The following is a 25385-nucleotide window of genomic DNA, read 5'->3' as shown; positions in this document are numbered from 1 at the left end:
CGGCCGGGTGCCTCGCCGTGCCAAGAACCCCCGCCGACTGGTCGCCGACGGACGCGTCTACCTGTGGACGACGCGCCACAGCCACCGAAGGGACGAGGAGGGCCGACCTGTCGGCTGCCGCCAGATCCTCACCCTGACCCCGCAGCCGTCCGGCACCGGCGGCCCCCTGCGCATCGTCTTCGCCGACGGCCCCGGCCGGTACGTCCCGGGCGGGGCACCCCTGGGATCCGGGGACGTGGGCCTCACCCAGGGCGCCCACCTGAACCTGCACGAGCCGGGCGCCGTCCGCGTCCTGCTCGACGCGGCGCTGGCCCGGGGATGGCAACCGGAGCAGCGGTGGGCGGTGGAGCTCGACGGCTGGCCCCTGCTGGAGGCGGCGGCCACCGGAAGTGCCGCCGACGGCGGCTGACGGAAATCGGTCCAGCACCCCCGGATTGGCCTTGGCGGGCGGCTTCAGTGGCCCCCTACGGTCGGATCATGCGCATCCGAATCGTCGACACCTTCACCGACCGCCCCTTCTCCGGGAACCCCGCCGGGGTCCTGCTCCTCGACTCCTTCCCCGCCGACGACTGGCTGCAGAAGGTCGCCATGGAGGTCAACCACGCCGAGACGGCGTTCGCCCACCCGCTGTCGGACGACCCGGAGGCGGACTGGGCGCTGCGCTGGTTCACGCCCGCCGCGGAGGTCGCGATGTGCGGGCACGCCACGCTCGCCACGGCCCATGTGCTGCACTCGACCGGGGTGCACGAGGGCCCGGTGCGGTTCGCCACCCGCAGCGGCGTACTGATCACGACGCCCCGCGAGGACGGCTCCTTCACCCTGGACTTCCCGACCGCCCCGCTCACGGCGGCCGAGGTCCCGGACGGGGTCGCCGGCGCCCTGGGCGCCCGGCCGCTGTGCGCCTTCGACACCGGTCCGAACGTGGGCGACCTGCTCGTGGAGCTCGCCGACGAAAAGACCGTCCGCGCCCTGACCCCCGACCACCGGGCGCTGGGCGCCTTCTCCGCGCGGGGCATCATCGCCACCGCTCGTGCGGAGGACCCCGCGCGGGGCTACGACTTCGTCTCCCGCTGCTTCTTCCCGAACGTGGGCATCGACGAGGACCCGGTCACCGGCAGCGCCCACACCGCCCTGGCCCCGTTCTGGTCCGACCGCCTCGGCCGCCCGGTCCTCACCGGCCTCCAGGCCTCCCCGCGCTCCGGCCTGGTACGCACGGAGATCCGGGCCGACCGCACCCTGCTCGGCGGCCGCGCGGTGACGGTGATCGACGGAGAGCTGCTGGCCGGAGCCCCCTCGGACCGCTGACCGGCAGGGCTCAGGCCGTGGGCAGCCAGTCCACCTTCCCCGCCAGCAGCGCGTACCCCACGAACGCCCCGATGTCGAGCAGCGAGTGCGCCACGACCAGGGGTCCGACGCGGCCCCAGCGGCGGTAGAGGAGGACGAAGACGACGCCCATCACCATGTTGCCGATGAAGCCGCCGATGCCCTGGTAGAGGTGGTACGAGCCGCGCAGCACGGAGCTGGCCATCAGGGCGCTCCCCGGCGACCAGCCCAACTGCTGGAGGCGGCGCAGCAGATAGCCGACCACGATGACCTCTTCGAGGATCGCGTTCTGCAGCGCCGACAGGATGAGCACCGGGTACTTCCACCACACCTCCGGCAGCGCCTCCGGCACCACGGTGAGGTTGAAGCCGAGGCCTCGGGCGGCGAGGTAGAAGGCGATGCCGCTGCTGCCGATCACCGCGGCGATGGCGGCACCGCGGCCCAGGTCCGGCCAGGGCCGGGTGCGGTCGAAGCCGAGGTCGCGCAGCCCGCTGCCCTCGCGGATCAGGAAGTGCGCGACGAGCAGCACCGGCACCAGGGACGTGGAGATCCCGAAGAGCTGCCAGGCGAGGTCGAGCCAGGGCCGTCCCGGCGCCGCGGATGCGTTGAGGGTGGCCGCCTGGTCCTTCAGCCCGCCCGGTTTGGTGACCGAGCCGATGAAGCTGATCAGCGCGGAGACCCCGCTCGCCCCGAGGGAGAGCGCCAGTACCAGCAGCGTCTCGTCCCGCAGGATCCGCCGCGAGGGCCCTTGCTCCGGGAATGAACCCGCCACCGGGCCCGCCTCCGCCTGCACTCTGCCTCCCAGGGGCACCACCGTCATACGACGTCACAGCTTGCCCGACCAGTATGGGACGGAGTGCGGCGCCCCCCGGCCAGGCGCCCTCGGGCCCCGACCGTGCGCCCCTCAGGCCAGCGGCACCGCCTCCGGCAGCCCCACCGGCCAGCTGTGCACGGGCTCGCCCACATGCATGAGCTGGCAGTAGCGCTTGGTCGTGGCGGCCAGGGCGGCGTCCCGGGGCAGGCCCTGCTCCAGGGCCCGGTGGAAGGTTGCGGACTGCCAGGAGGCGCCGTTGGCGCGGCGCCGGCAGCGCTCCTCGATGACCCCGAGGTACAGGTCCCGGTCGGCGGGGGCCACGCCCCAGGCGTTCAGCCCGGCCTCCGCGAGCGGCAGCAGCTCGTCGCGGACCAGGACGGCCGCGTCGACCTCCGTGACACCGCCGTACCGGCCGCGCCGGGGCCACTTCAGGCGGGCGTCGATGCCGTGTCGGCACGCGGCGTCGAAGTTGGCGGCGGCCGCTTCGAACGGCAGCCGGGTCCACACCGGGCGCGGTTCCTCGGCGAGGGCGCGGATGACGCCGTAGTAGAAGGCCGCGTTGGCGATCACGTCGGTGACCGTGGGTCCGGCGGGCAGGACGCGGTTCTCGACCCGCAGGTGCGGTACGCCGTCGGCGATGCCGTAGACGGGGCGGTTCCAGCGGTAGACGGTGCCGTTGTGCAGGACCAGCTCGGCCAGTGAGGGGACGCCGCCCTCGTCGAGCACCCGCAGGGGGTCCTCGTCGTCGCAGATGGGCAGGAGGGCGGGGAAGTAGCGCAGGTTCTCCTCGAACAGGTCGTAGGCGGAGGTGATCCAGCGTTCCCCGAACCAGGTGCGCGGGCGTACTCCCTGGGCCTGGAGCTCGGGCGGTCGGGTGTCGGTGGACTGCTGGAACAGCGGGGGCCGGGACTCGCTCCACAGCTCGCGGCCGAACAGGAACGGCGAGTTGGCGCCGACCGCGACCTGCGCGGCAGCGACGGCCTGCGCGGCGTTCCATACGGCGGCGAAGCGGCCCGGGGTGACCTGGAGGTGCAGTTGGACGGAGGTGCAGGCGGCCTCGGGCGCTATGGACTTGGAGGTGCAGTTGAGGTGTTCCACGCCCTCGATGTCGAGCACGAAGTCCTCGCCGCGCGCGGCCACGATCTGGTCGTTGAGCAGCGTGTAGCGGTCCACCGCGGACAGGTTGGAGGAGACCAGGTCGTCCCGGTCGAGGGTCGGCAGAATGCCGATCATCACGATTCCGGCGGACAGCTCACCGGCTTTTCGGTGGGCATATGCCAGCGAGGTGCGGAGTTCCTCCGCGAGCTGGTCGAATACCGGCCCGCCGAGCCGGTGTGGGGCTATGTTGATCTCCAGGTTGAACATGGCGAGTTCTGTTTGAAAATCGCGGCTCGCGATCCGCTCAAGAACCTGCGCATTCAACATTCTCGGCATGCCGTCGGTTCCAGCGAGATTCAATTCGATCTCAAGTCCCATGAGGTTCTTAGGGCGATCGAACCGCTTCTCCGCCAGAAGCCGCTCCAGGCCCGCCAGACACTTCCGGAGCTTGTCGCGGTAGTGCTGGCGGTCGGACAGATCGAACCGACCTGCCACGACCTTCTCCCCCATCGAAGCGTCCCTTCCTCGAATGGGCGGGCCGAGGATCCGGCCGCCGGTGTCCCGGGTCAGGTTGGATGATGCCCAGCCGAAGCGATCGATAACGTCCCCGGACGGGCCGGTGGGCCGCTAGCCTGTCGGACGTGACCGGTGGCACATTCTCCGGGCATGAGTCACGGTGCGGTTCCGGGTGGCGCGGCGAACTCGTGAAAAACGCCGACGAGAATTAGCCTACCGCTTCTCATGCATTCTTCGAGGTCACCGAGGAGCGTCCCTCTCCGAATCGGGATGATTACCGCGGATCGCCGTCCGAATGCACCCTTGCCGAGTGCACCGGAAACGGCTAGATGAAACACTCACTGAACACTTGTCGTATAAACTCCGCGTAGTAGGCGGAGAGTTGGCGCCCGGTCGGAGGGACCTGCCGTAGGGATCGAGGTACGGCGGGCCCTCACGCACACCCACGCACCCGGACCACGGCCCCGCCTCCCCGCCCCCTCGCGAGCTGACAGCGCCGTCCGCCCCGCCCTCGCGCCACCGTGCCTTTTGAATGAGAGGCGACCCACCATGCCGCTGCATGTCCCCCCGGCTCCCGCGCCCGCGCTCCGCTCCGTCCTCGCCGCACTGGGGTCCCCCACCGCGGTCCGCGAGGCCCGAACGCCGTCCCTGCGCGCCGCCCAGGGGCCCGCCACCCCGGAACTGCCGTTGCCCGTGCACGTCCTGGACGGCATCACCGCGGGCGGCCCGACCACCACCCGGCTCGCCGGGTGGCGCTTCCTGATCCGCTGCTCGGACCGGGCCGTGGCCGCCGCGGAGACCCGGCTCACGCCCGACGGATGGGCCTTCTCGCACTTCTTCGAGGGCCCCTACATCACCTCCACCGAGCAGGCTCTGCGCCAGGCCGAGACCATGACCCAGCCCTACCAGCCCCGGCTGCTGTCCGTACCCGGCCTGTACATGCTGACCCTGTGGCTGCACGGCGACCCCGCCGCCGACGCCACCGTCGGCCACCCGGAGCCCACCGACCTCCTGGTGCCGCTGGCGCCCGCACCGCCCGGTATCGCGGCCCACCGGCCGCACCGGGCCGCCGATCTGCTCCCGGTCCTCACCCATCGCGTGACCCCGGCGCCGCTGCTCGGCTCACCCGCCTGACCCGCCGCCGCACTCCCCCCGTGCCCCGCCACCGGAACGCCGGTCGCGGGGTACGGCGCGTGTGCGGCGGCGAGGTACCGCGCGCATGCGGCGGCGGTGCGCTCGTACGAGCGGGGAATCGCTCTACAGAGCCTCTGACCTGCATGGACTAGTCCGCTCCGGCCATTGCGAACCACCTAAAAGGACAGTGCGGTCGAGGTGAACCATCCGCGCGAGCGGCGCGTCATCAACCTGTGAGAAGCGGTGCACCGAAATCCCTGCGGATTCACGCCCGTGGGGCAACACTGGGTTCGAACCACTTGTCGCAACGGGGGCGGCCATGAACACCACAGAGCGAAAGATCCCACCCATGTGCCAGCACCAGCCACCGTGTCCTTCCGCAGACTCCGCCGACCGGGAGTCGGCGCGCCTCGTGGCGCACCACCCGGAACAGGGCTGGAGCCTGCTCTGCAACGGCGTTCTGCTCTTCGAGGACACCGGTGAGCTCCTGCCCGACGGCCAGATCATCGCCCCGCACCGCCCGCTGGGTGCCGACCAGGTGATGACCGCGGCCTGAACGCGGCCGGACGGCCACGAAACCGTCCGGAGACCTTGGGGGCCGGCCGCAGACATGTTCTGCGCACCGGCCCCGACGCGTGTCCGGGGGCGATCACTGACCGTAGCCCCGCGTGTGTGCTGCGGTCCCGACCCAGTTCTCCCTTCCACGGGCCCCGGTTTTCCGGAAGACTTCTGGAAGTTTCGACAACAGGTCGACGGAGGTGGGCAGTTGGCGCGGGAGCACACCGAGGGCCGGGTCACCATCACGGAGATCGCCCGGCGGGCCGGGGTCTCGGTGCCCACCGTGTCCCGGGTCGTCAACGGCCGGTCCGACGTCTCCCCGCGCACCCGCGCCCGGGTGGAGGACCTGCTGCGCGCGCACGGCTACCGCAAGCGGGTCTCGGCGGCCCCCGCCACCCTCGTCGACCTGGTCTTCAATGACCTCGACAGCCCGTGGGCGGTGGAGATCATCCGCGGGGTGGAGGAGGTCGCGCACGCGGCCGGGGTCGGCACGGTGGTGTCGGCGATCCACGGCCGCTCGGGCGACGCCCGGGAGTGGATGCGCAATCTGCGCGCCCGCGCCTCCGACGGCGTCGTGCTGGTCACCTCGGCCCTGGAGCCGGTGCTGCACGAGGAGTTGCGGGCCCTCGGGGTGCCGCTGGTGGTGGTCGACCCGGCGGGCTCCCCCGTGCCGGACGTGCCCACCATCGGCGCCGCCAACTGGTCGGGCGGGCTCGCCGCCACCGGGCATCTGCTGACCCTCGGCCACCGCCGGATCGGCCTGATCGCGGGCCCGCCGCGACTGCTGTGCTCCCGCGCCCGCTTCGACGGCTACCGCGCGGCCCTGGAGGGCGCCGGGCTCGCCGTGGACGCATCCCTGGTCGTCCAGGGCGACTTCCGCCCCGAGTCCGGCTGTACGGGCTGTACGGCGCTGCTGGACCTGCCCGAGCCGCCGACCGCGGTGTTCGCGGCGAGCGACCAGATGGCGCTCGGCGCGATCGAGGCACTGCGCCGCCGGGGCCTGAGAGTGCCGGAGGACATCAGCGTGGTCGGCTTCGACGATCTGCCGGAGGTCCGCTGGTCGGCGCCGCCGCTGACCACGGTGCGCCAACCGCTCGCCGACATGGGCAAGCTGGCGGTGCGCACCGTGCTGCGGCTGGCCGGGGGCGAGCAGCCGGACTCCCCCCGGGTGGAGCTGGACACGGAACTGGTGGTGCGGTCCAGCACCGCACCACCGTCCGCGCGCAGGATCAGCTGAGCGCCTTCCGGATCGCGTAGTAGGCGGGCTTGGGCCGCAGCTCCTCGTCCCACGGCAGGGCCGCGCCCTCGCCGTCGAAGAAGGCCGGGATCCAGGAGTACTTGTCGGTGTAGTCCCAGATGGTGATGCCGACGCACCGGCGGACCGCCAGGCACGCCTTCGTCAGGTCCGCGTACCACTGGGCCTGCGTGGCCAGCTTCTCCTCGTCGGCAGGCACGTACATGCGGATGTCGACCTCGGTGAGCGCGGTGTCCAGGCCGAGCCGGGCGAAGCGGCGCAGGTTGTCCTCCAGCGTGGCCGGATAGCCGTACTGGAGCGCCAGGTGCGCCTGGAGGCCGATGCCGTGCAACGGGACGCCCTGCGCCCGCAGTTGCCTGGCGAGGTTGTAGTAGGCGTCGCTCTTCGGGCCGACGGACTCGATGTTGTAGTCGTTGAGGTAGAGCTTGACGCGCGGGTCGGCCTCGTGGGCCCAGCGCAGGGCGTCGGCGATGTAACCGGGGCCGAGGGTCTTGTAGAAGACGGTCTCCCGGTACGTACCGTCCTCGTTGAAGGCCTCGTTGACGACGTCCCAGGCGAACACCTTGCCGCGGTAGTGCCGTACCTCGGTCTGGATGTGCTTCTTCAGCACGGCCCGCAGCTCGGGCGCCGTCCACTCGCGGCCGGTCAGCCAGTCGGGCAGCTGGCTGTGCCAGACCAGGGTGTGGCCGCGCACCTTCTGGTGGTGGGCGCGGGCGAGGTCGACGATCTCGTCGCCCTGGGAGAAGTCGAAGACGCCCTGCTCGGGTTCGGTGGCGTACCACTTCATGCCGTTGCCGGGGGTGATCTGGTCGAACTCGGTGCCGAGGATCTTCGTGTACGGCTCGTCCACCAGCTCGGGGTTGTCGGTGGCGCTGCCGAAGTAGCGGCCGTGCCGCTGGGCGAGGTCGGCGAGGGTCTGCGGTTTGTGGGGGCGGTGGTCGGCAAGGCCCTGGGCGGACGGGGCGGTGACGGCGACGAGGACGGCGGTCAGGGCGCCGACGAGTCTGAGACGGTTCTTGGGCATGGTGCGACTCCTCACGGAACAGGGGTGTGGGTGAGCCGTACGGTCGCGGGCGCTGTCATCCCTTGGTGGCGCCGGCGGTGAGGCCGCCGACGAGCTGGCGCTCGGCGACGGAGTAGAAGGCCAGGGCGGGGACCATGGCGAGCACGAGATAGGCGAAGACCCGGGCCACGTCCTGCGAGTACTGGCCCTGGAACTGCTGCACGCCGATCGGGATGGTCCACCAGGTGGGCTCGTTGAAGACGAGCAGCGGCAGGAAGAAGTTATTCCAGCTGGTGACCACCGCGAGCACGGAGACGGTGCCGAGCGCGGGCCGTGCCATGGGCAGCAGCACCCGCCAGAAGAAGCCCAGCGGTCCGCAGCCGTCGAGGGTGGCAGCCTCCTCCAGTTCGCCGGGGATCTGCCGGAAGAAGCCGCGCAGGATGATGATGGTCATCGGCAGGCCGAACGCGGCCTGGGGCAGGATCACGCCGAGGGGGTTGTCCAGCAGGTCCATCGAGCGCAGCAGCAGGAACAGCGGCAGCGCCGCCACCGCGAAGGGGAACATCAGCCCCATCGTGAACAGGGTGAACAGCACTTCGCGGCCCCGGAAGGCGAACCGCGCGAAGGAGAACGCGGCGAGCGCCGAGGCGGCGACCACGAGGACCGTGGTGGCGACCGCGATGAGCGTGCTGTTGCCGACCATCCGCCAGAAGTCGCCGGAGGCGAGGATGTCGGTGTAGTTCCCGGTCACCCACGGGTCGGGCAGCCCGATCGGGTTGCGGGAGAGCTGGTCGGTGGACTTGAAGCCGGAGATGACCGCGTAGAGCAGGGGGATGCCCATCAGGGCGCCGACCCCGATCAGCAGGAGGTGCAGGGGCAGGGTGCGGCCCCGGGTCTTGCGCTGGACGGTCACTGCTTGCCTCCCCGCATGGTCGTGGTCGCGCCCTCCAGGTCCCGGCGGAGCACGAACCGCTGGTAGGCGAGGGCGAACACGAGGCTGATGCCGAACATGACCACGCTGATGGCGCTGGCATAGCCGACCTGGTAGCGCTTGAAGCCGAACTGGAACATGGTCACGGCCATGGTTTCGGAGTGGTGGTCGGGGCCACCGGCGGTGACCACCCAGACGAGGTCGAAGAGCTGGATGGCGCCGATGACGGACAGGAAGACGCTGATGCGCAGGGTGGGCGCGAGCAGCGGCAGGGTGACGTTGCGGAACCGCTGCCAGGGACCGGCACCGTCGATGAGGGCGGCCTCGTGCAACTCCTTGGGGATGGACTGGAGTCCGGCCAGGTAGAGCATCATGTGGAAGCCGAAGTACTTCCAGGTCATGACCAGGAACAGGGTGGCCATCACCATGTCCGGGTCGGCGAACCACTCACCGCCCAGGCCCTCCAGGCCGATGCCGTCGAGGACATGGTCGGCGAGCCCTTCGCCGGGCGCGAAGATCATCGCGAACAGCACACCGGTGATGGCCTCGGACAGCACGTACGGCGCGAAGAAGAGCATCCGGTAGACGGCCCGGCCGCGCACCTTCTGGTTGAGCGCGACGGCCATGGCGAGCGCGAACGGCAGCTGCAGCGCCAGCGAGAGCAGCACCAGCAGCAGACAGCGCCACAGGTCGCCGATGAAGACCGGGTCGTCGAAGAGCCGGGTGAAGTTCTCGACGCCGATGTAGTCCTCGGGCATCCCGAAGCCGCCCCAGCGGAAGAAGGCGGCGTACAGGGCGAACATGATGGGCAGCAGGACCAGGACACCGAACAGTACGAGGGCGGGTACCTGGAAGGAGACCGCGGTCAGCCAGTTCATGGCGCGCCGGCGGGCCCGCCCCCGGGCCGCGTCGGCGGCCGGGGGCGGCAGGTCCGTGTCGGGACCGGTCCGTTTCTCCGGAAGGAAGGTGGACGTCATCGGTTGTTACTGCTCTTCCTTCGCGACCTGGGTGATCGAGTCGGTGACCTGCTCCGGGGACTTGGATCCGGCGATCAGACCGGCGACGCTCTCGTTGACCTCCTGACCGAGGGCCGGCGCGTACGCCTGGTCCAGGTAGAGCTGGAAGCCGGTGGCGGCCGTCAACTGCTGCTGTACGGCCTTGACGTTGGGGTCGGTGATGGCACGCTCGGCGGCCGGGACGACGGGCAGGACGCCGGTCTTCTTGACCAGCTCCACGTCGGTCGCCTCGGAGGCGAAGAACTTCAGGAAGTCCACCGCCGCCTGCGGGGCGCCGGCGCGCAGCGCGTGGCCGCCGCCTCCGCCGAACACCTCGGTGATCGCGCCCTGTCCGCCCTCGACCGCGGGGAACGGGAAGAAGCCGAGGTCGTCCCCGAGCCCCTTGCCCGCGTCGGCCTGGACGATGGGCGCCCACTGGCCCATCAGCTCCATGGCCGCCTTGCCGTTGCCGACGGTGGCCGCCTGGCCGGTGGGCCCGGAGTAGGAGGCGCCGAGGAAGCCCTTCTGGAACGGCTTCAACTCGACCAGTTCCTTGAGGTGTTCACCGGCCTGGACCAGGCCGGGGGAGGTGAAGTCCTTGTCCTGGTTTGCCTTCTCCAGGGCGTCGACACCCGCGGTGCGCATCGCGAGGTAGGCCCAGTAGTACATACCGGTCCACGCCTCCTTGCCCGCGAGGGCGAGCGGGGTGACACCGGCGGACTTGAGCTTGTCGACCGCGTCCAGGAAGGCGCTCCAGGTGGCCGGGGGCTCGCTGATACCCGCCTTCTTGAACAGCGCCTTGTTGTACCAGAAGCCGATCATGCCGATGTCGAACGGTATGCCGTAGACCTTGTCGTCTATGAGGTACGGCTCCTTCGAGACCGGGACGAGCTTGTCGCCCCAGCCCTTGGTGCGGTCGGTGAGGTCCTCGACCAGTCCCGCCTCGACCTGCTGCTTGAGCACGCCGCCGCCCCAGGTGTGGAAGATGTCCGGGAGCTTCCCGGACGCGGTCAGCGCCGTCATCTTCGACTTGTAGGCGTCGTTCTCCAGCTGGACGATCTTGACCTTGACCTTGGGGTTCTGCGCCTCGAACTTCTTGGCGAGGGCGGCCCACACGTCCTTGGTGGGCTGGGTCGTGGAGATGTTCCACCACTCGATGGTGGTCGTACCGTCGGACGACCCCCCGTCCGAGTCGCCGCCGCAGCCGCTGAGTGCCGTCATGCTCAGACCCGCGGCGGCGGAGACCGCCAGGAATCTGCGGCGGGAGAGTGCCGGGTCGCCCATCATGCGCTCCTTTTCGACATATTGCCCTTCGAAAGTTTCGGTCTCACGACAGAAAGCTTCGCTGCAGCCGCACCCTAGAGACACGCGCTGACGGGTGGCAACCCTTGTGCACAGGGAATCCGAGTCCGGTCCGCCCACGATCGAAAGGGAGTTGGGCCTACGACACGTTCCGGGCACCCCCAACCGAAACATTCGGATCAGCTGACGAACATTACGGAGCGGACTGTAGGAGAGGTCGCGAGGTCCGGCAAGAGTGCCTGCGCGGGCACACGAAAGCGGGCACGAAAAGGGGCTCCGCCCGAGCCGTAGCCCGGGCGGAGCCCCTTGAGGTCAGTGCCCTCGGTCAGTCCTCGTACGCGTCCAGCGGCGGGCACGAGCAGACCAGGTTGCGGTCACCGTAGGCCTGGTCGATGCGGCGCACCGGCGGCCAGTACTTGTCCGCGGCCGAGACCCCGCTCGGGAAGACGGCCTCCTCGCGGCTGTAGCCGTGCTCCCACTCCCCGCTCAGCGCGGCGGCGGTGTGCGGCGCGTTGCGCAGCGGGTTGTCGTCCGCGGCCCACTCGCCGGAACCGACCTTCTCGATCTCCGCGCGAATGGCGATCATCGCGTCGCAGAACCGGTCCAGCTCGATGAGGTCCTCGGACTCGGTCGGCTCGATCATCAGCGTGCCGGCGACCGGGAAGGACATCGTCGGCGCGTGGAAGCCGTAGTCGATGAGCCGCTTGGCCACGTCGTCCACGGTCACACCGGTCGCCTTGGTCAGCGGACGCAGGTCGATGATGCACTCGTGCGCGACCAGCCCGCCGGGACCGGTGTAGAGCACCGGGTAGTGCGGCTCCAGCCGCTTGGCGATGTAGTTGGCGCTGAGTACCGCGACCTGCGTGGCCCGCTTGAGCCCCTCGCCGCCCATGAGACGGACGTACGACCAGGAGATCGGCAGGATCCCCGCGGAGCCCCAGGGGGCCGCCGAGATGGGTCCGACACCGGCCTCGGGCCCGGCGGCCGGCTGCATCGGGTGGTTCGGCAGGTACGGCGCCAGGTGCGCGCGGACACCGACCGGGCCGACGCCCGGACCGCCGCCGCCGTGCGGGATGCAGAAGGTCTTGTGCAGGTTCAGGTGGGAGACGTCGCCGCCGAAGTGGCCCGGCTTGGCCAGCCCCACCAGGGCGTTGAGGTTGGCGCCGTCGACGTAGACCTGCCCGCCGGCCTCGTGGACCCGGGCGCAGATGTCGGCGACGTGCTCCTCGAACACACCGTGCGTCGAGGGGTACGTGATCATCAGCACCGCGAGCTCGTCGCGGTACTGCTCGATCTTCGCCCGCAGGTCCTCGACGTCGATCTCGCCGTCCTCGGCGGTCTTGACGACGACGACCTTCATACCGGCCATCGCGGCGCTGGCGGCGTTGGTGCCGTGCGCGGAGGACGGGATGAGGCAGACGGTGCGCTGCTCGTCGCCGTTGGCCCGGTGGTAGCCGCGCACGGCGAGCAGTCCGGCCAGCTCGCCCTGCGAACCGGCGTTGGGCTGGAGGCTGACCTTGTCGTACCCGGTGACCTCGGCGAGACGTTCCTCCAGCTCACGGATGAGCGTGAGGTAGCCCTCGGCCTGCTCCTCGGGCACGAAGGGGTGCAGCTGCCCGAACTCGGGCCAGGTCACCGGCTCCATCTCGGTCGTGGCGTTCAGCTTCATCGTGCAGGAGCCGAGCGGGATCATGCCGCGGTCCAGCGCGTAGTCACGGTCCGCCAGGCGGCGCAGGTAGCGCAGCATCGCGGTCTCGGAGCGGTACTGGTGGAAGACGGGGTGGGTCAGGAACTCGTCCTGGCGCAGCAGCCCCTGCGGCAACGCGTCCTCGGTCTTCGCGTCCAGGGGCTCGATGTCGGCCTCGACGCCGAAGGCGCCCCACACGGCGGTCAGCTGGGCGCGGCCGGTGGTCTCGTCGCAGGCGATCGAGACGTGGTCGGCGTCGACGAGGTGCAGGTTCACCCCGGCCTCGCGGGCGGCGGCGACGACCTCGGCGGCCCGTCCGGCCACCCGCACGGTGAGGGTGTCGAAGTAGTTCGCGTGCACGATCTCGGCGCCGCCCGCGGCGAGCCCGGCGGCGAGGATCGCGGTGTAGCGGTGCACGCGCCGCGCGATGCCCTTCAGCCCCTCGGGGCCGTGGTAGACGGCGTACATGCCGGCCATGACGGCGAGCAGCACCTGCGCGGTACAGATGTTGCTGGTCGCCTTCTCGCGGCGGATGTGCTGCTCACGGGTCTGCAGCGCGAGGCGGTACGCCTTGTTGCCGTCCGCGTCCACGGAGACGCCGACGAGCCGTCCGGGCAGGGAGCGCGCGAACTTATCGTGCACGGCCATGTAGCCGGCGTGCGGACCGCCGAAGCCCATCGGGACACCGAACCGCTGGGTCGTACCGACCGCGATGTCGGCACCCAGCTCACCGGGCGAGGTCAGCAGCGTCAGCGCGAGCAGGTCGGCGGCGACGGTGACCAGCGCGCCCAGTTCGTGCGCCTGCTCGATGACGGGCTTGAGGTCCCGCACGGCACCGGAGGCACCCGGGTACTGCAGGAGCACACCGTTGATCTCACGCTCGGCGATCTCGGCCGGGATACCGTCGCTGAGGTCGGCGACGACCACCTCGACGCCGGTCGGCTCGGCACGCGTCTCGATCACGGCGATGGTCTGCGGAAGGGCGTCCGCGTCGACCAGGAAGAGGCCCTTCTTGTTCTTGCCCATGCGCCGGGACAGCGCCATGGCCTCGGCCGCGGCGGTGCCCTCGTCCAGCAGCGAGGCGCCGGAGGTGGGCAGGCCGGTGAGGTCGGCGACCATGGTCTGGAAGTTGAGCAGCGCCTCCAGGCGGCCCTGCGAGATCTCCGGCTGGTAGGGCGTGTACGCCGTGTACCAGGCCGGGTTCTCCATGACGTTGCGCAGGATGACCGGCGGGGTGAAGGTGCCGTAGTAGCCGAGCCCGATCATGGAGTCGAGCACCTGGTTGCGGTCGGCGAGCGAACGCAGCTCGGCGAGCACCTCGGCCTCGGACCGCGCGCCCGGCAGCGCGAGCGAGTCGGCGTTCTTGATCACATCCGGTACCGCGGCGGCGGTCAGCTCGTCCAGCGAGCCGTAGCCGACCTGGGCGAGCATCTTGGCCCGGGCTTCCTGGTCGGGCCCGATGTGACGCTGCTCGAAGGGGATCCCCGTTTCGAGCTCGGAGAGCGGAATGCGATGGGCGGTCATTGCGGAGGCCTCCTGGTCAGACACGACCTTCGAGGGGCACCACGGCGCGGGTGCCCGGACGGCCTCCCCCTCTGTCATCTCAACCTGAGAGCTTCACCGGAGGCACCAGGGCGTCCGGCTTTCACCGTCGGTGAGAGCGGAAGCCGTCGACACCCGCCCTGCTTTCCAGAGTGACCTCGTCCGTGCGGTACGTGAGCCTGAGAGATTCCGGGGAGGATTTGCTCCTTCGGCGCCTCCGGTGGTCTCCGGAGGACTCTCCCGCACGGGGTCAGCAGCCGTCTGCAAGCCTACCAGCGAGGTCAACGCCAGGTCGTTCGAGTGGCCGAGCACCCGATTGTGCTCTTTCGTAGTGCTTACGGATGATTTGCGACCTAGTGGAGGTCCCGTGCAGACCGACATCGATCCGCGCAACCTGATCGGCCGCAAGGCGTTCGACCGCAACGGCACGAAGATCGGCACGATTGACGAGGTCTACCTCGACGACGCGACCGGTGTCCCGGAGTGGGCGGCCATACGGACCGGCCTGTTCAGCAGGGACGCCTTCGTCCCGCTGGAGCCGAGCGAACTGGTCGAGGGCACCTTGCACGTCCCCTTCGACCGCACCCTGATCAAGGACGCCCCGGACTTCGGCGTCGGCCGCCACCTCTCCCCCGAACAAGAACTCCAGCTCTACCACCACTACGGCCTCGACACCGCCTCCACCCCACCCCCTCCCGACCACGACTTCGGCAACTTGGCAGGCACCGAGGACGCAGAGATGTAACCAAGCCAGCCGCCAGAGCCACAGGCAGTCGAAACCCACCCAGCCGCGGGCAGTCGTGCCGCTGGGGCGGCACGGGTGGGCGCGGCGGCACCCCGTGAGCGCCGGGCTGCGCGACCCACCCCCACGGGCACCCCCACCCTGGGCACAACCGTGAGGTCCGTACCCCCAGGGCACGATCAAGCAGAGGCCCCGTCCACCACGGCGGCCCCCGGCCCACGCGGCACCAACGGCAACGGCTCGGTCGGCGACAGCGAAGGATCATCAACCGCGAACGTCCGCACCCGCCCCACCCCCGAGTCCGGCGTCTCGAACCGCACCGTCACCCGCCCCAGCCCACTCCCCTGCACCCACCCATGCCCGAACTCGGCATGCACCACGTCATGCCCAGCCACCCACCGCCGCTCAAGCGGCACCTCGACCGCAGCGTCCTGCGCGGCCTCCACAACACCGTCCTCCCCCGTGTCCTCGGCCCCCTTGTCCCCCGCCGCCTGCGCGAACAAATCCTCCTGCGTGAAGTCCGCCAGCCCACTGACCCCCACCCCGAGCAGCCGCACCCCACCCGTGGTGTCCACCGACTCCAGCAGCCGCGCGGCAGACTCCCGCACCACAGCCGGGTCATCCGTCGGCCCCCGCAACGTCTCGGACCGAGTCAGCGTGGAGAAGTCGTACCGCCGCACCTTCAGCACAATCGTCCGCCCCGACAGCCCGGCCCCCCGCAACCGCCGCACGCACCGGTCCGCCAGCCGCTGCACCTCCAGCCCGACCCGCACCCGGTCATGGATGTCGACGTCATAGGTGTCCTCGACCGACACCGACTTCGTCTCCCGCTCGGCCACCACGGGCCGCTCGTCCCTCGCCAGCGCCATCGCGTACAGCGCGTGCCCGAGCGACTTCCCCAGCAGCCGTACGAGCTCGTCCTCCCCGGCCTCGGCCAGCTCCTCGACCGTGTGGATCCCGGCCCGCCGCAGATGGTCCCCGGTGGCCGGCCCCACACCCGGCAGCGTCCGTACCGACATCGGCCCGAGCAGCGCCCGCTCCGTCCCCGGTTCGATCAGCACCAGCCCGTCCGGCTTGGCCTGCTCCGAGGCGATCTTCGCCAGCATCTTGGACGCCGCGAGCCCGACGGACCCCGTCAGGCCCGTGACGGCCCGTATGTCGGCGCGCAGCTTCACCGCGGCCAGCCGGGCCGACTCCGCGTCCCAGGCCCTCCCCCCGGCCTCCAGATCCACGAACGCCTCGTCCAGGCTGAGCGGTTCCACGAGCGGCGACAGGGCGCGCAGCAACGCCATGACCTGCTCGCTGATGGACCGGTAGAACGCGAAACGCGGTACGAGATACGCGGCGTTCGGCGCCAACCGCCGCGCCTGCGCCATGGGCATCGCCGAATGCACCCCGAGCACCCGGGCCTCGTACGACGCGGTCGCCACCACACCGCGCGGCCCGAGCCCGCCCACGATCACGGCCTTGCCGCGCAGACTCGGCTTGGACGCCTGCTCCGCCGAGGCGAAGAAGGCATCCATGTCGAGGTGCAGGATCGTGGGCGCGCTTCTCACATGTCCGATGCTGCCTTACACCACTGACAATGCCCCGGCACGGCCACGAGACCTGACCGGGACGTCAGACCGCCCGGTTGCGCCGCCGCGCCAGCTCGTCCGCCGGATTGTGCCCGACGAGCGTCTCACCGGTGTCGATGCGCTCCCCGTGCAGCTGCGACAGCGCGCTCTCGACGTCCCGCCACACCACGCCGACGGCGATCCCGAAGATGCCCTGTCCGCCCTGGAGCAGCGCGTGGACCTCGTCGGGCGAGGTGCACTCGTAGACCGTGGCACCGTCGCTCATCAGCGTCATCCGCTCCAGGTCGCTGAAGCCCCGCTCCCGCAGGTGCTGAACGGCGGTGCGGATGTTCTGCAGGGACACCCCGGTGTCCAGGAACCGTTTGACGATCTTGAGGACGACAACGTCCCGGAAGCTGTACAGCCGCTGGGTTCCCGACCCGTACGCGGGCCGCACACTGGGCTCGACCAGCCCGGTACGGGCCCAGTAGTCCAGTTGCCGGTAGGTGATCCCGGCGGCGGCGCAGGCCGTGGGGCCGCGGTAGCCGATCTGCTCGGTCGTCATGGGTGCCGTCCCTGTCCCGGCCGGGACGGCCGTCGGTCGCTGCGGAGCGCGTTCGGCGGCACCACCCGGCTGGGGACACCCCCCGTTCGAGCGGAGCCGTGAGCCCGGGGGAGGGTACGGACCGCTCTCCCCGAGACCGCGTCCGGGGGCACCCCCAGCCGTACCGTCGCCGCTGCTTCTCACGCCGACCTCCGTCCTTGACCTGCCTTCTCGACGGTAGGCAGTCACCAGGGGTGCGTCAACGATCGCCACACTCGGCACGCCGAGTGATAATCACCCTAGGAGTGGTTTCCCGTACCCAACCGCGGGGAAAGGCTAGCCGAATGCGCTCGGCCAGAGCCGTAGGACGCTCTCACTGCCGCTGGCATGTGCCGCCGCCCGAGGGCGCCCCCTGTCTACTCATGAGTACGCAAGGACGCCCCGCAGGACTCACTGACTGCTGGTGCCGAAGTCCTCGGGCGAGATCTGGTCGAGGAACTCGCGGAACTTCTCCACTTCGTCCTCCTGCTCGTCCGGAATGGCGATGCCCGCGTCGTCGAGCACACCGTCACTGCCGTAGATGGGCGTGCCGGTGCGCAGGGCAAGCGCTATGGCGTCGGACGGACGGGCGCTCACCTCGACCCCGCTGGCGAAGACCAGCTCGGCGTAGAAGACGCCTTCACGCAGATCCGTGATGCGCACTTCGGTGAGCTCCTGGCCGACCGCCTCCAGCACGTCCTTGAAAAGGTCGTGGGTCAGCGGTCGCGCGGGGGCCATGCCCTGCTGGGCGAAGGCGATCGCCGTCGCCTCCCCGGGCCCGATCCAGATGGGGAGGTAGCGGTCGCCTCCCACTTCGCGCAGGAGCACGATCGGTTGGTTGGAGGGCATTTCGACCCGGACACCTACGACATCGAGCTCGTTCACACAGCAACCCTAGGCCGTGCCCGGGACGTTTGGGTAGTCGGGCCGGAAACGTGCGGTCGATCCGGACTCCCCACGAGCCCCGGCTCAGGGCAACCGCACCCCGAGCGCGGTCTTCACCAGCGCCGCGTGCAGCTTGACGGTGAGCCCCGCCAGCTCCTTCGTACGGGCCTCCGCATGGGCCCTGGTCTGCGGGTTGCGGTGGCGCCTGAGCGGTGCCACCACCTGGTCCACGAGCCCCGCCTCCCGGTCGGCGGCGGCCTTCATCACCCGCAGATGCCTCGGCTCGATCCCGAAGCGCCCCAGCTCGGCGACGAGCGTGGCCACGGTGACCGCCTCGGCGTCGTACGCCCCGTCCGGCAGCGGCGCGATCAGTCCGTAGGACTCCCACTCCTGGAGCTCCTGCTCGCCGATCTCGGCGGCGGCCAGCAGCTCGGCCCGTCCGATCCGCGCCGCGGTCGGTGTCTCCGGCGCCTCGGGCACGGCCTCGCCGTCGCGCTGACGGCCGACGAGGGGCAGCGAGACGGCCTCGCCGCGCGCCATGGCGTCCAGGTGCTCGCGGATCACCTTGAGCGGCAGATAGTGGTCCCGCTGCATCCGCAGGACATGCCCGAGCCGCTCGACGTCCTCCGCGCTGAACTTGCGGTAGCCGGAGGGCGTCCGCCGCGGCTCCACCAGGCCCTCGGACTCCAGGAACCTGATCTTGGAGATCGTGACTTCGGGAAACTCGTCACGCAGCACGTTCAGCACCGTGCCGATGCTCATCAGCCTGTCCGTGGCGGCGGCGCCGTGTCCGGCACCGCCGCTCGGTGTTTGAAGCATGGACCTTCTCCGGGGGAGGGTCAGTAGCCTCGCTGGCTCGCGTAGAAGACCAGCCGGTACTTGCCGATCTGGACCTCGTCACCATTCGACAGAGCGACCTGGTCGATCCGCTCACGGTTGACGTACGTGCCGTTCAGGCTGCCCACGTCGGCGACCGTGAACGAACCGTCCGGGCTCCGGCGGAACTCCACGTGCCGGCGCGAGACGGTGACGTCGTCCAGGAAGATGTCGCTCTGCGGGTGACGGCCGGCCGTGGTCAGGTCGCTGTCCAGCAGGAAGCGGCTGCCCGAGTTCGGCCCACGGCGCACCACCAGGAGCGCGGAGCCGAGCGGCAGCGCGTCCACGGCGGCCTGCGCCTCGGGGGACAGCGCCGGCATCTGCGTCTGGCCGGTGGCCTCGGCGTCGTACGCCTCAAGACCGGAGATCGAGATCGTGGACGTGGTCTCCGACGGACGCTCGGGCACCGCGCCCGGCCGCAGGGGAGCACCGCAGTTGGAGCAGAAGCGGCTGTTCTCCGCGTTGCGGTTACCGCACCTCGTGCACACCAGGGCCGACATGGACGGATCCTCCTGCCGCGGCTGCCCCGCCGGGGCATTGGACGCGTACGGGTCGGCGGCGAACCCTCCACCCGTACCTGAGGTTGACGGTTGCCCGAAACCTATGCCTCCGGACTGCGCAGGGTCAACCGACGGCGCGCCCTGACCTCCCGGAATGTCACCACCCGGACCACCGACCTGGTCCCGGAACAACGGCCGCTGGCCCTCTGCGTCAGGCTGTGCGCGATGCCGGGCAGTGGCGTTGTCATTGCCCTCTCGCGCGCTCTTGCCGAACAACTTCGCAAACAACTTCACGGGCGATTCCCCTTGACTGAAACAGACCCGCCCGTGGGGCAGGACGAACCCTGACTGCACACTCCGGCCGACCCGGACATCCTCACAACGTCCGTATCCACCAGACAGTTTCCACCACGCACCACCCATTCGGTGCGCCGACCCCCCGCAACCTCATGCCCTGGCCGGACGTCCGCCATGCACCCCCGATTCACCGCGAGGACGACCGAGCGTAGTCAGGCCGCTCCGCGGCTCGCAAGGCGTCCACAATGATCTTGTCCGACCGCTCGACCGTCACGGTGGCCTGCTCCTTCTCCAGCGTCTGCACCACGCCTCCAGGGATGTTGAGGGCCGGTTCGAGGTCCTGCGGCTTGCCGATGACCTTGAAACGATAGGGCGCGTTGATCTTGTTCCCGTCGACGCTGACGGAGTTCCCCGAATTCGTCAGATAGGTACTGGCCACCACGCGCACCCCGTTCACCTGGATCGCCTCCGCACCTGCCGCGCGCAGCTCCTGGATGGCGTCGAGCAGCATGTGCGCCTCAACAGTCCCCTTAGTGTCGTCGATGGTCATCGTGATGCCGGGCCCCTGGGCAGCGACCGTGCCCGCCAGAATGCCGAGCTGTCTCTCCTTCTCGACGGTCTGCTTGCGTGCCTCCTCGGCCTGGTTCGAGCTGTTCTCCAGCTCGTCCCGCTGCTCTTCGAGGCCCTGCTTCTCGTCCTCAAGACGCTCTGTGCGGTCATCAAGTTCATCGAGGATCCGGACGAGATCCTCCTGGCGTGCTCCGCGCAGGGCGTCGTCACCGTCACTGTTGGAGGCGACCTGCACCGCCAGACCGAAGCCGAGGCCGAACAGCAGCAGGGCGACGATCAGTTGGGCCCGGGTGACCCTCGGCGGCCACAGGCCCTTGACGAGCCGCTGCCGACCGGTCAGCCCGGACGGGGCCTGCGGGGCCTCGGGCTCGGCCTCGGCGGGCGCGGGAGGCACTTCCTCCGGCAGCTCCTTGCGCAGGGGGTTCTCGGGCGCCGCGTCGTTGTCGCTCATCGGCCTCACGCCCGGAACACGTGCCGGCGGATCGCCGCGGCGTTGGAGAAGATCCGGATACCGAGCACCACGACCACACCGGTGGACAGCTGTGCCCCCACACCCAGCTTGTCGCCCAGGAACACGATCAACGCGGCGACGACCACGTTCGACAGGAACGACACCACGAAGACCTTGTCGTCGAAGATCCCGTCGAGCATGGCCCGCAGACCGCCGAACACGGCGTCCAGCGCCGCCACGACGGCGATCGGCAGATAAGGCTCGACGACCGCCGGAACCTCAGGCCGGACCAACAGGCCGGCCACGACTCCCACGACGAGGCCCAGTACGGCGATCACGATGTGCCCTTCTCGGTGTTCTCGGTGTTCGGCTGTGCGGTGCGTACGGTCACACTGGGTGCGGCGGGCAGCTTGAGCTCCCCCTCTACGGAGAGGGTGGTACGGATGCCGAAGTTCTCCTTCAGAGCATCCAGGTACAGGCCGTCGGCACTGGCCTGGAACCTGCGGCTCAGCCCCTCCCCGTCCCCCACCGCGAGCACCGTGTACGGCGGCACCAGCGGCTTGTTGTCGACCAGTATCGCGTCACCCGCGGCCCTGATCGCGGACAGGGCCGTCAGCCGCTGCCCGTTGATGGAGATGGCCTCGGCCCCCGACTCCCACAGCCCGTTGACCACACGCTGCATGTCCCGGTCGCGGACCCGGCCGGTGTCCGAGAACCCGGACGACTGACGGGGGTCGCCTTCACCGCCCGAACCGGACGCCTTGGCGTCGTTCACCACCAGTTTCACGCCCGGGCCGTGCACCTCGACCGCACCGGCGAGGACCCCCACGAGCTCGCCGCGCTCATTGCCGCCGCTCGCCTTGAGCGCCTCGCGCTGCCGCGCGCTCACGTCGTCGCGCAGCTCGTCGACAGTGTCCTCCAGCCGGTCGGCGGCCGCGGTCTCCTCGTTGATCCGGTCGATCAGCTCCTCGCGCTCCTTGGCGACGACGGGAGCCTCGACCCGTGCCTGGGCCGCACCGACGGTGACGACGAGGGCGGCCAGCACCAGTCCGGCCGCGAGACCGAGCTTCGCCCGGAGCGTCTTGGGCAGACCACCGTCCGCCGCCTGCTTGCGGGCCGCCGCCTCCGCGTAACCGTCGTCGAGGCTGTGATCCATGACGTTGTTGAGCAGCGACATGGAGGCGTCCGGGCGCGGGGGGCGCGTAGGTGTGCTCCGAACGGGGGGGTGCTGCGGCATGCCGCACATCGTCGCACGTCGCGCCGAGTACCTCCGAATGGCCCCACCGGCGTGCCGGACAGGCCCCCTTGGGGACACTTGTCCGGCACGCGCGCGTACCGCCCGTTTCAGCGCCCGGCGCTGTCCACCACGGCCGACCACTCGTCGAGCAGGGCCTGCGCGGAGGCGTCGTCCGGGCCCTCCGCCCACAGGTGGGTGACGGCTTCCGCCGGGTCCGGCAGCACCATCACCCAGCGGCCGTCGGTCTCGACGACCCGCACACCGTCCGTGGTGTCCACGAACCGCTCTCCGGCGGCTTCCACGACCCGCCGCATGACGAGCCCCTTCACCGCCCACGGCGTGGCCAGATCCCGCTTGAGGACATGCGCCCGCGGGATCCGCGCGTCGATCTGGCTGAGCGTGAGCTGAGTGCGGGCCACCAGCCCGATCAGCCGCACGAACGCCGCGGTGCCGTCGAAGACGCCGCTGAACTCCGGGACGATGAATCCACCCTTGCCGTCACCGCCGAAGATCGTGGTGTCGTCGCGTCCGACCCGCGTGAGGTCGTCGGGCGAGGTCGTCGTCCACTCCACCTGGGTGCCGTGGTACGCCGCCACCTGCTCGGCGATCCGGGTGGTGGTCACCGGCAGTGCCACCCGCCCACTGCGCCGCTCCGCGGCGACCAGGTCGAGCATCACCAGCAGCGCACGGTCGTCCTCGACGATCCGGCCCTTCTCGTCGACCAGGGAGAGCCGCTCGCCGACGGGGTCGAACCGCACACCGAACGCGGCCCGAGCGGAGGCGACGATCTCGCCCAGCCGCACCAGCCCGGAACGCCTGGCGTCCGCCGTCTCCGTAGGCCTGGACTCATCGAGACCGGGGTTGATGGTCAGCGAGTCCACACCGAGCTTGCCGAGCAGGCTGGGCAGCACCAGGCCCGCACTGCCGTTGGAGGCGTCCACGACGACCTTGAGCCCGGATTCGGCTATCCCGGTCGTGTCGACATTGCGCAACAGCGATCCGGTGTACGAGTCGAAGACGCTGGCCGGGAAGTGCAGGTCCCCGATCTCTCCGGGGAAGGCCCGGCGGTACTCCTGCCGGGCGAACACCCGGTCCAGCTTCCGCTGGCTCGCCTGCGAGAGGTCGGCGCCCTGGCCGTCGAAGAACATGATGTCCACGGAGTCCGGCACCCCGGGCGTGGTCCGGATCATGATCCCGCCGGCACTGCCGCGCGCGGTCTGCTGCCGCGCCACCGGCAGCGGGACGTTCTCCAGGTCCCGTACATCGATCGCGCTCGCCTGGAGCGCGGAGATCACCGCACGCTTGAGAGCGCGGGCACCACGGGAGTGGTCCCGGGCCGTGGTGACGGTCGACCCCTTCTTCAGGGTCGTCGCATAGGCGCCGGCCAGCCGTACGGCCAGCTCCGGAGTGATCTCCACGTTCAGGATTCCGGACACCCCTCGGGCGCCGAAGAGCTGTGCCTGGCCCCTGGACTCCCAGATCACCGAGGTGTTGACGAAGGCGCCGGCCTCAATGATCTTGAAGGGGTAGACCCGCACATTCCCCTGAATGATCGATTCTTCCCCGATCAGGCACTCGTCGCCGATGACGGCGCCGTCCTCGATCCGGGCGGCCCGCATGATGTCGGTGTTCTTGCCGACGACGCAACCGCGGAGATTGCTCTGCTGCCCGATGTACACGTTGTCGTGCACGACGGCCTTGTGCAGAAAGGCGCCGCTCTTCACGACCACGTTCGATCCGACGACGGTGTGCTCCCGGATTTCCGCCCCGGCCTCGACCTTCGCGTAGTCCCCGATATACAGGGGCCCGCGCAGCACGGCATCGGGATGCACCTCGGCGCCTTCCGCCACCCATACGCCGGGCGAGATCTCGAACCCGTCGAGTTCGACGTCGACCTTGCCCTCCAGGACGTCGGCCTGCGCCTTCACATAGCTCTCGTGAGTACCGACGTCCTCCCAATAGCCCTCCGCGACATAGCCGTAGATCGGCTTGCCCTCCTTCATCAACTGAGGGAAGACATCACCGGACCAGTCGACGGGAACATCGGCCTCCACATAGTCGAAGACCTCGGGCTCCATGACGTAAATACCGGTGTTCACGGTGTCCGAGAAGACCTGGCCCCAGGTCGGCTTCTCAAGGAAGCGTTCGACCTTGCCCTCTTCGTCGACGATGGTGATCCCGAATTCCAAGGGATTCGGCACTCTCGTCAAACAAACGGTGACGAGCGCGCCCTTCTCCTTGTGGAAACGGATCAGGTCACTGAGGTCGAAGTCAGTCAGGGCATCGCCGGAGATCACGAGGAAGGCGTCGTCCTTCAACGCCTCCTCGGCGTTCTTGACGCTTCCGGCGGTACCGAGTGGCTTCTCCTCGTTGGCATAGCTGAGCTCCATTCCGAGCTCCTCGCCGTCACCGAAGTAGTTCTTGACCAAGGAGGCCAGGAACTGGACAGTTACGACGGTCTCGTTGAGCCCATGCCTTTTGAGCAGCCGCAGAACGTGCTCCATGATCGGCCGGTTGGCCACCGGCAGGAGCGGCTTGGGCATGCTTGAGGTCATTGGGCGAAGGCGCGTGCCTTCGCCTCCGGCCATCACGACGGCCTTCATGTCGGAAGCGTCCTCCTCGAAGAGACGACGGTACAGCCGACTTCACCCGTCCAGATTGTCCCGCACTTTTCCGCCGCGGGCCATCGAGCCGCTGGCTGGCATCACGGGGCGGGGTCAATCGGCCATGGCGTCCGCACGTACCAGGCGGCGGACCTGTACCACGTAGAGGACTCCTGCCCACCAATAGAGCGTTGTACCCCATCCGGCGAACGCCCATCCGAAAATGGCAGCAAGTGACGGTAGCCAGCCGCTTCCATCACTGAGCAGGAGCAACGGGAAGGCATACATCAGGTTGAAAGTCGCCGCCTTCCCCAGAAAGTTGACCTGGGGCGGCGGATAGCCATGACGCCTGAGGATGCCCACCATCACCAGCAGAACCAGTTCGCGCGCCAGAAGCACCGCGGTCAACCAGAGCGGCAGAATCTCTCGCCAGGTCAGTCCGACCAAAGTCGAGAGAATGTACAACCGGTCGGCTGCCGGGTCCAGGAGCCGGCCGAGGCTGCTGATCTGGTTCCAGCGCCTCGCGAGTTTGCCGTCCAGGTAGTCGCTGATCCCACTCAGCATCAGCACCAGCAGCGCCCAGCCATCGCTCTCGGGGCCGCCGAACTCCGGCCGGAGGATCAGCCACAGGAAGATGGGCACACCAACGAGCCGAGCCATGCTGAGGATGTTGGGGATGGTGAGCACCCTGTCCGTCTGGACTCGGGTCTCCTGGACCTCCACCCGGGGGCCTCCTGAGGGAAACGTGCGAACGATGCTCCCTGACCTTACCTCAACGCAAAAAAGCTCTGGCTCCTGGGCGGTGTGCCCAAGAGCCAGAGCTGTAAAAGGAGTTCGGCGGCGTCCTACTCTCCCACAGGGTCCCCCCTGCAGTACCATCGGCGCTGTGAGGCTTAGCTTCCGGGTTCGGAATGTAACCGGGCGTTT

At 69.6% G+C, this 25385-nt stretch carries 23 protein-coding genes, 1 rRNA gene and 1 riboswitch; of the genes, 6 read left to right on the top strand and 18 right to left on the bottom strand.

The genetic code is table 11. From position 1 onward, the window contains the following. The first annotated feature begins 7 nt into the window (after positions 1–7). A complete protein-coding gene (locus ACZ7L7_RS28020; RefSeq protein WP_453603935.1) occupies positions 8–409 on the top strand; it encodes a hypothetical protein in 402 nt (133 codons plus the stop codon). Positions 410–477: 68 nt separating this feature from the next. Next, positions 478–1305 (top strand): PhzF family phenazine biosynthesis protein, encoded by an 828-nt coding sequence (locus ACZ7L7_RS28015; protein WP_285515072.1) that lies wholly within the window; start codon positions 478–480, stop codon positions 1303–1305. Between the two features lie 10 nt (positions 1306–1315). Here the strand turns inward: ACZ7L7_RS28015 and ACZ7L7_RS28010 are convergent, their stop codons facing one another. Both ACZ7L7_RS28010 and ACZ7L7_RS28005 read right to left on the bottom strand, forming a co-directional pair. Further along, positions 1316–2116 (bottom strand): CPBP family intramembrane glutamic endopeptidase, encoded by an 801-nt coding sequence (locus tag ACZ7L7_RS28010; RefSeq protein WP_285515092.1) that lies wholly within the window; start codon positions 2114–2116, stop codon positions 1316–1318. 111 nt (positions 2117–2227) lie between these two features. Next, a complete protein-coding gene (locus tag ACZ7L7_RS28005; RefSeq protein ID WP_285515073.1) occupies positions 2228–3745 on the bottom strand; it encodes a glutamate-cysteine ligase family protein in 1518 nt (505 codons plus the stop codon). A gap of 555 nt (positions 3746–4300) precedes the next feature. On the opposite strand from ACZ7L7_RS28005, the gene ACZ7L7_RS28000 reads away from it, so the two are divergent. The 3 genes from ACZ7L7_RS28000 (at position 4301) to ACZ7L7_RS27990 (ending at position 6680) form a co-directional block, all read left to right on the top strand. Beyond that, the gene (locus tag ACZ7L7_RS28000) at positions 4301–4885 is read left to right on the top strand and encodes a hypothetical protein (RefSeq protein ID WP_285515074.1); all 585 of its coding nucleotides are present in this window, start codon (positions 4301–4303) and stop codon (positions 4883–4885) included. A 349-nt stretch (positions 4886–5234) separates the two neighbouring features. After that, positions 5235–5441, top strand: coding sequence for a DUF5999 family protein (locus tag ACZ7L7_RS27995; RefSeq protein WP_041820347.1), 207 nt, complete (start codon positions 5235–5237; stop codon positions 5439–5441). A 210-nt stretch (positions 5442–5651) separates the two neighbouring features. Further along, a complete protein-coding gene (locus tag ACZ7L7_RS27990) occupies positions 5652–6680 on the top strand; it encodes a LacI family DNA-binding transcriptional regulator (RefSeq protein ID WP_472077574.1) in 1029 nt (342 codons plus the stop codon). On the opposite strand, the gene ACZ7L7_RS27985 is transcribed toward ACZ7L7_RS27990, so the two are convergent. The 5 genes from ACZ7L7_RS27985 to gcvP form a co-directional block, all read right to left on the bottom strand. Then, positions 6673–7722: an endo-1,4-beta-xylanase gene (locus tag ACZ7L7_RS27985; protein ID WP_472077573.1), complete on the bottom strand. Its 1050-nt coding sequence runs from the start codon at positions 7720–7722 to the stop codon at positions 6673–6675. The genes ACZ7L7_RS27990 and ACZ7L7_RS27985 overlap by 8 nt on opposite strands. A gap of 55 nt (positions 7723–7777) precedes the next feature. Beyond that, the gene (locus ACZ7L7_RS27980) at positions 7778–8542 is read right to left on the bottom strand and encodes a carbohydrate ABC transporter permease (protein WP_453608103.1); all 765 of its coding nucleotides are present in this window, start codon (positions 8540–8542) and stop codon (positions 7778–7780) included. A 68-nt stretch (positions 8543–8610) separates the two neighbouring features. After that, entirely contained in the window at positions 8611–9609 is a 999-nt protein-coding gene (locus ACZ7L7_RS27975) for a carbohydrate ABC transporter permease (protein WP_093724246.1), read from the bottom strand. A 6-nt stretch (positions 9610–9615) separates the two neighbouring features. Next, a complete protein-coding gene (locus tag ACZ7L7_RS27970; protein WP_471592806.1) occupies positions 9616–10911 on the bottom strand; it encodes an extracellular solute-binding protein in 1296 nt (431 codons plus the stop codon). A gap of 343 nt (positions 10912–11254) precedes the next feature. Beyond that, positions 11255–14140, bottom strand: a complete 2886-nt coding sequence (gene gcvP, locus ACZ7L7_RS27965; protein WP_471431906.1) for an aminomethyl-transferring glycine dehydrogenase — start codon at positions 14138–14140, stop codon at positions 11255–11257. Positions 14141–14315: 175 nt separating this feature from the next. Further along, a riboswitch (glycine riboswitch) is annotated at positions 14316–14411 on the bottom strand. Positions 14412–14525: 114 nt separating this feature from the next. On the opposite strand from gcvP, the gene ACZ7L7_RS27960 reads away from it, so the two are divergent. Next, positions 14526–14903, top strand: coding sequence for a PRC-barrel domain-containing protein (locus tag ACZ7L7_RS27960; RefSeq protein ID WP_285515080.1), 378 nt, complete (start codon positions 14526–14528; stop codon positions 14901–14903). A 176-nt stretch (positions 14904–15079) separates the two neighbouring features. On the opposite strand, the gene ACZ7L7_RS27955 is transcribed toward ACZ7L7_RS27960, so the two are convergent. From ACZ7L7_RS27955 to rrf, 11 genes are all read right to left on the bottom strand, one after another. Further along, a complete protein-coding gene (locus tag ACZ7L7_RS27955) occupies positions 15080–16456 on the bottom strand; it encodes a DNA polymerase IV (RefSeq protein WP_285515081.1) in 1377 nt (458 codons plus the stop codon). Positions 16457–16520: 64 nt separating this feature from the next. Beyond that, entirely contained in the window at positions 16521–17204 is a 684-nt protein-coding gene (locus ACZ7L7_RS27950; protein ID WP_285515082.1) for a MerR family transcriptional regulator, read from the bottom strand. Positions 17205–17450: 246 nt separating this feature from the next. Continuing rightward, positions 17451–17924, bottom strand: a complete 474-nt coding sequence (locus ACZ7L7_RS27945; protein WP_004002801.1) for a bifunctional nuclease family protein — start codon at positions 17922–17924, stop codon at positions 17451–17453. Positions 17925–18008: 84 nt separating this feature from the next. Next, positions 18009–18743, bottom strand: a complete 735-nt coding sequence (gene ftsR, locus ACZ7L7_RS27940) for a transcriptional regulator FtsR (RefSeq protein WP_285515083.1) — start codon at positions 18741–18743, stop codon at positions 18009–18011. Between the two features lie 20 nt (positions 18744–18763). Then, a complete protein-coding gene (locus ACZ7L7_RS27935) occupies positions 18764–19723 on the bottom strand; it encodes an FHA domain-containing protein (protein WP_285515084.1) in 960 nt (319 codons plus the stop codon). 61 nt (positions 19724–19784) lie between these two features. Then, positions 19785–20618: a DUF881 domain-containing protein gene (locus ACZ7L7_RS27930; RefSeq protein WP_285515085.1), complete on the bottom strand. Its 834-nt coding sequence runs from the start codon at positions 20616–20618 to the stop codon at positions 19785–19787. Positions 20619–20623: 5 nt separating this feature from the next. Beyond that, positions 20624–20956 (bottom strand): small basic family protein, encoded by a 333-nt coding sequence (locus tag ACZ7L7_RS27925; protein ID WP_003988855.1) that lies wholly within the window; start codon positions 20954–20956, stop codon positions 20624–20626. After that, positions 20953–21864: a DUF881 domain-containing protein gene (locus ACZ7L7_RS27920; RefSeq protein ID WP_285515086.1), complete on the bottom strand. Its 912-nt coding sequence runs from the start codon at positions 21862–21864 to the stop codon at positions 20953–20955. The genes ACZ7L7_RS27925 and ACZ7L7_RS27920 overlap by 4 nt, the downstream gene beginning before the upstream one ends. Positions 21865–21962: 98 nt before the next feature. After that, positions 21963–24458, bottom strand: a complete 2496-nt coding sequence (locus ACZ7L7_RS27915) for a mannose-1-phosphate guanyltransferase (protein WP_285515087.1) — start codon at positions 24456–24458, stop codon at positions 21963–21965. A gap of 114 nt (positions 24459–24572) precedes the next feature. Next, the gene (locus tag ACZ7L7_RS27910) at positions 24573–25181 is read right to left on the bottom strand and encodes a CDP-alcohol phosphatidyltransferase family protein (RefSeq protein ID WP_472077572.1); all 609 of its coding nucleotides are present in this window, start codon (positions 25179–25181) and stop codon (positions 24573–24575) included. A gap of 109 nt (positions 25182–25290) precedes the next feature. Further along, a 5S ribosomal RNA gene (gene rrf, locus ACZ7L7_RS27905) occupies positions 25291–25385 on the bottom strand; the annotation flags it as partial.

Source organism: Streptomyces sp. NPDC110618 (assembly GCF_055657065.1).
This window is presented reverse-complemented; position numbering and strand designations above follow the sequence as displayed.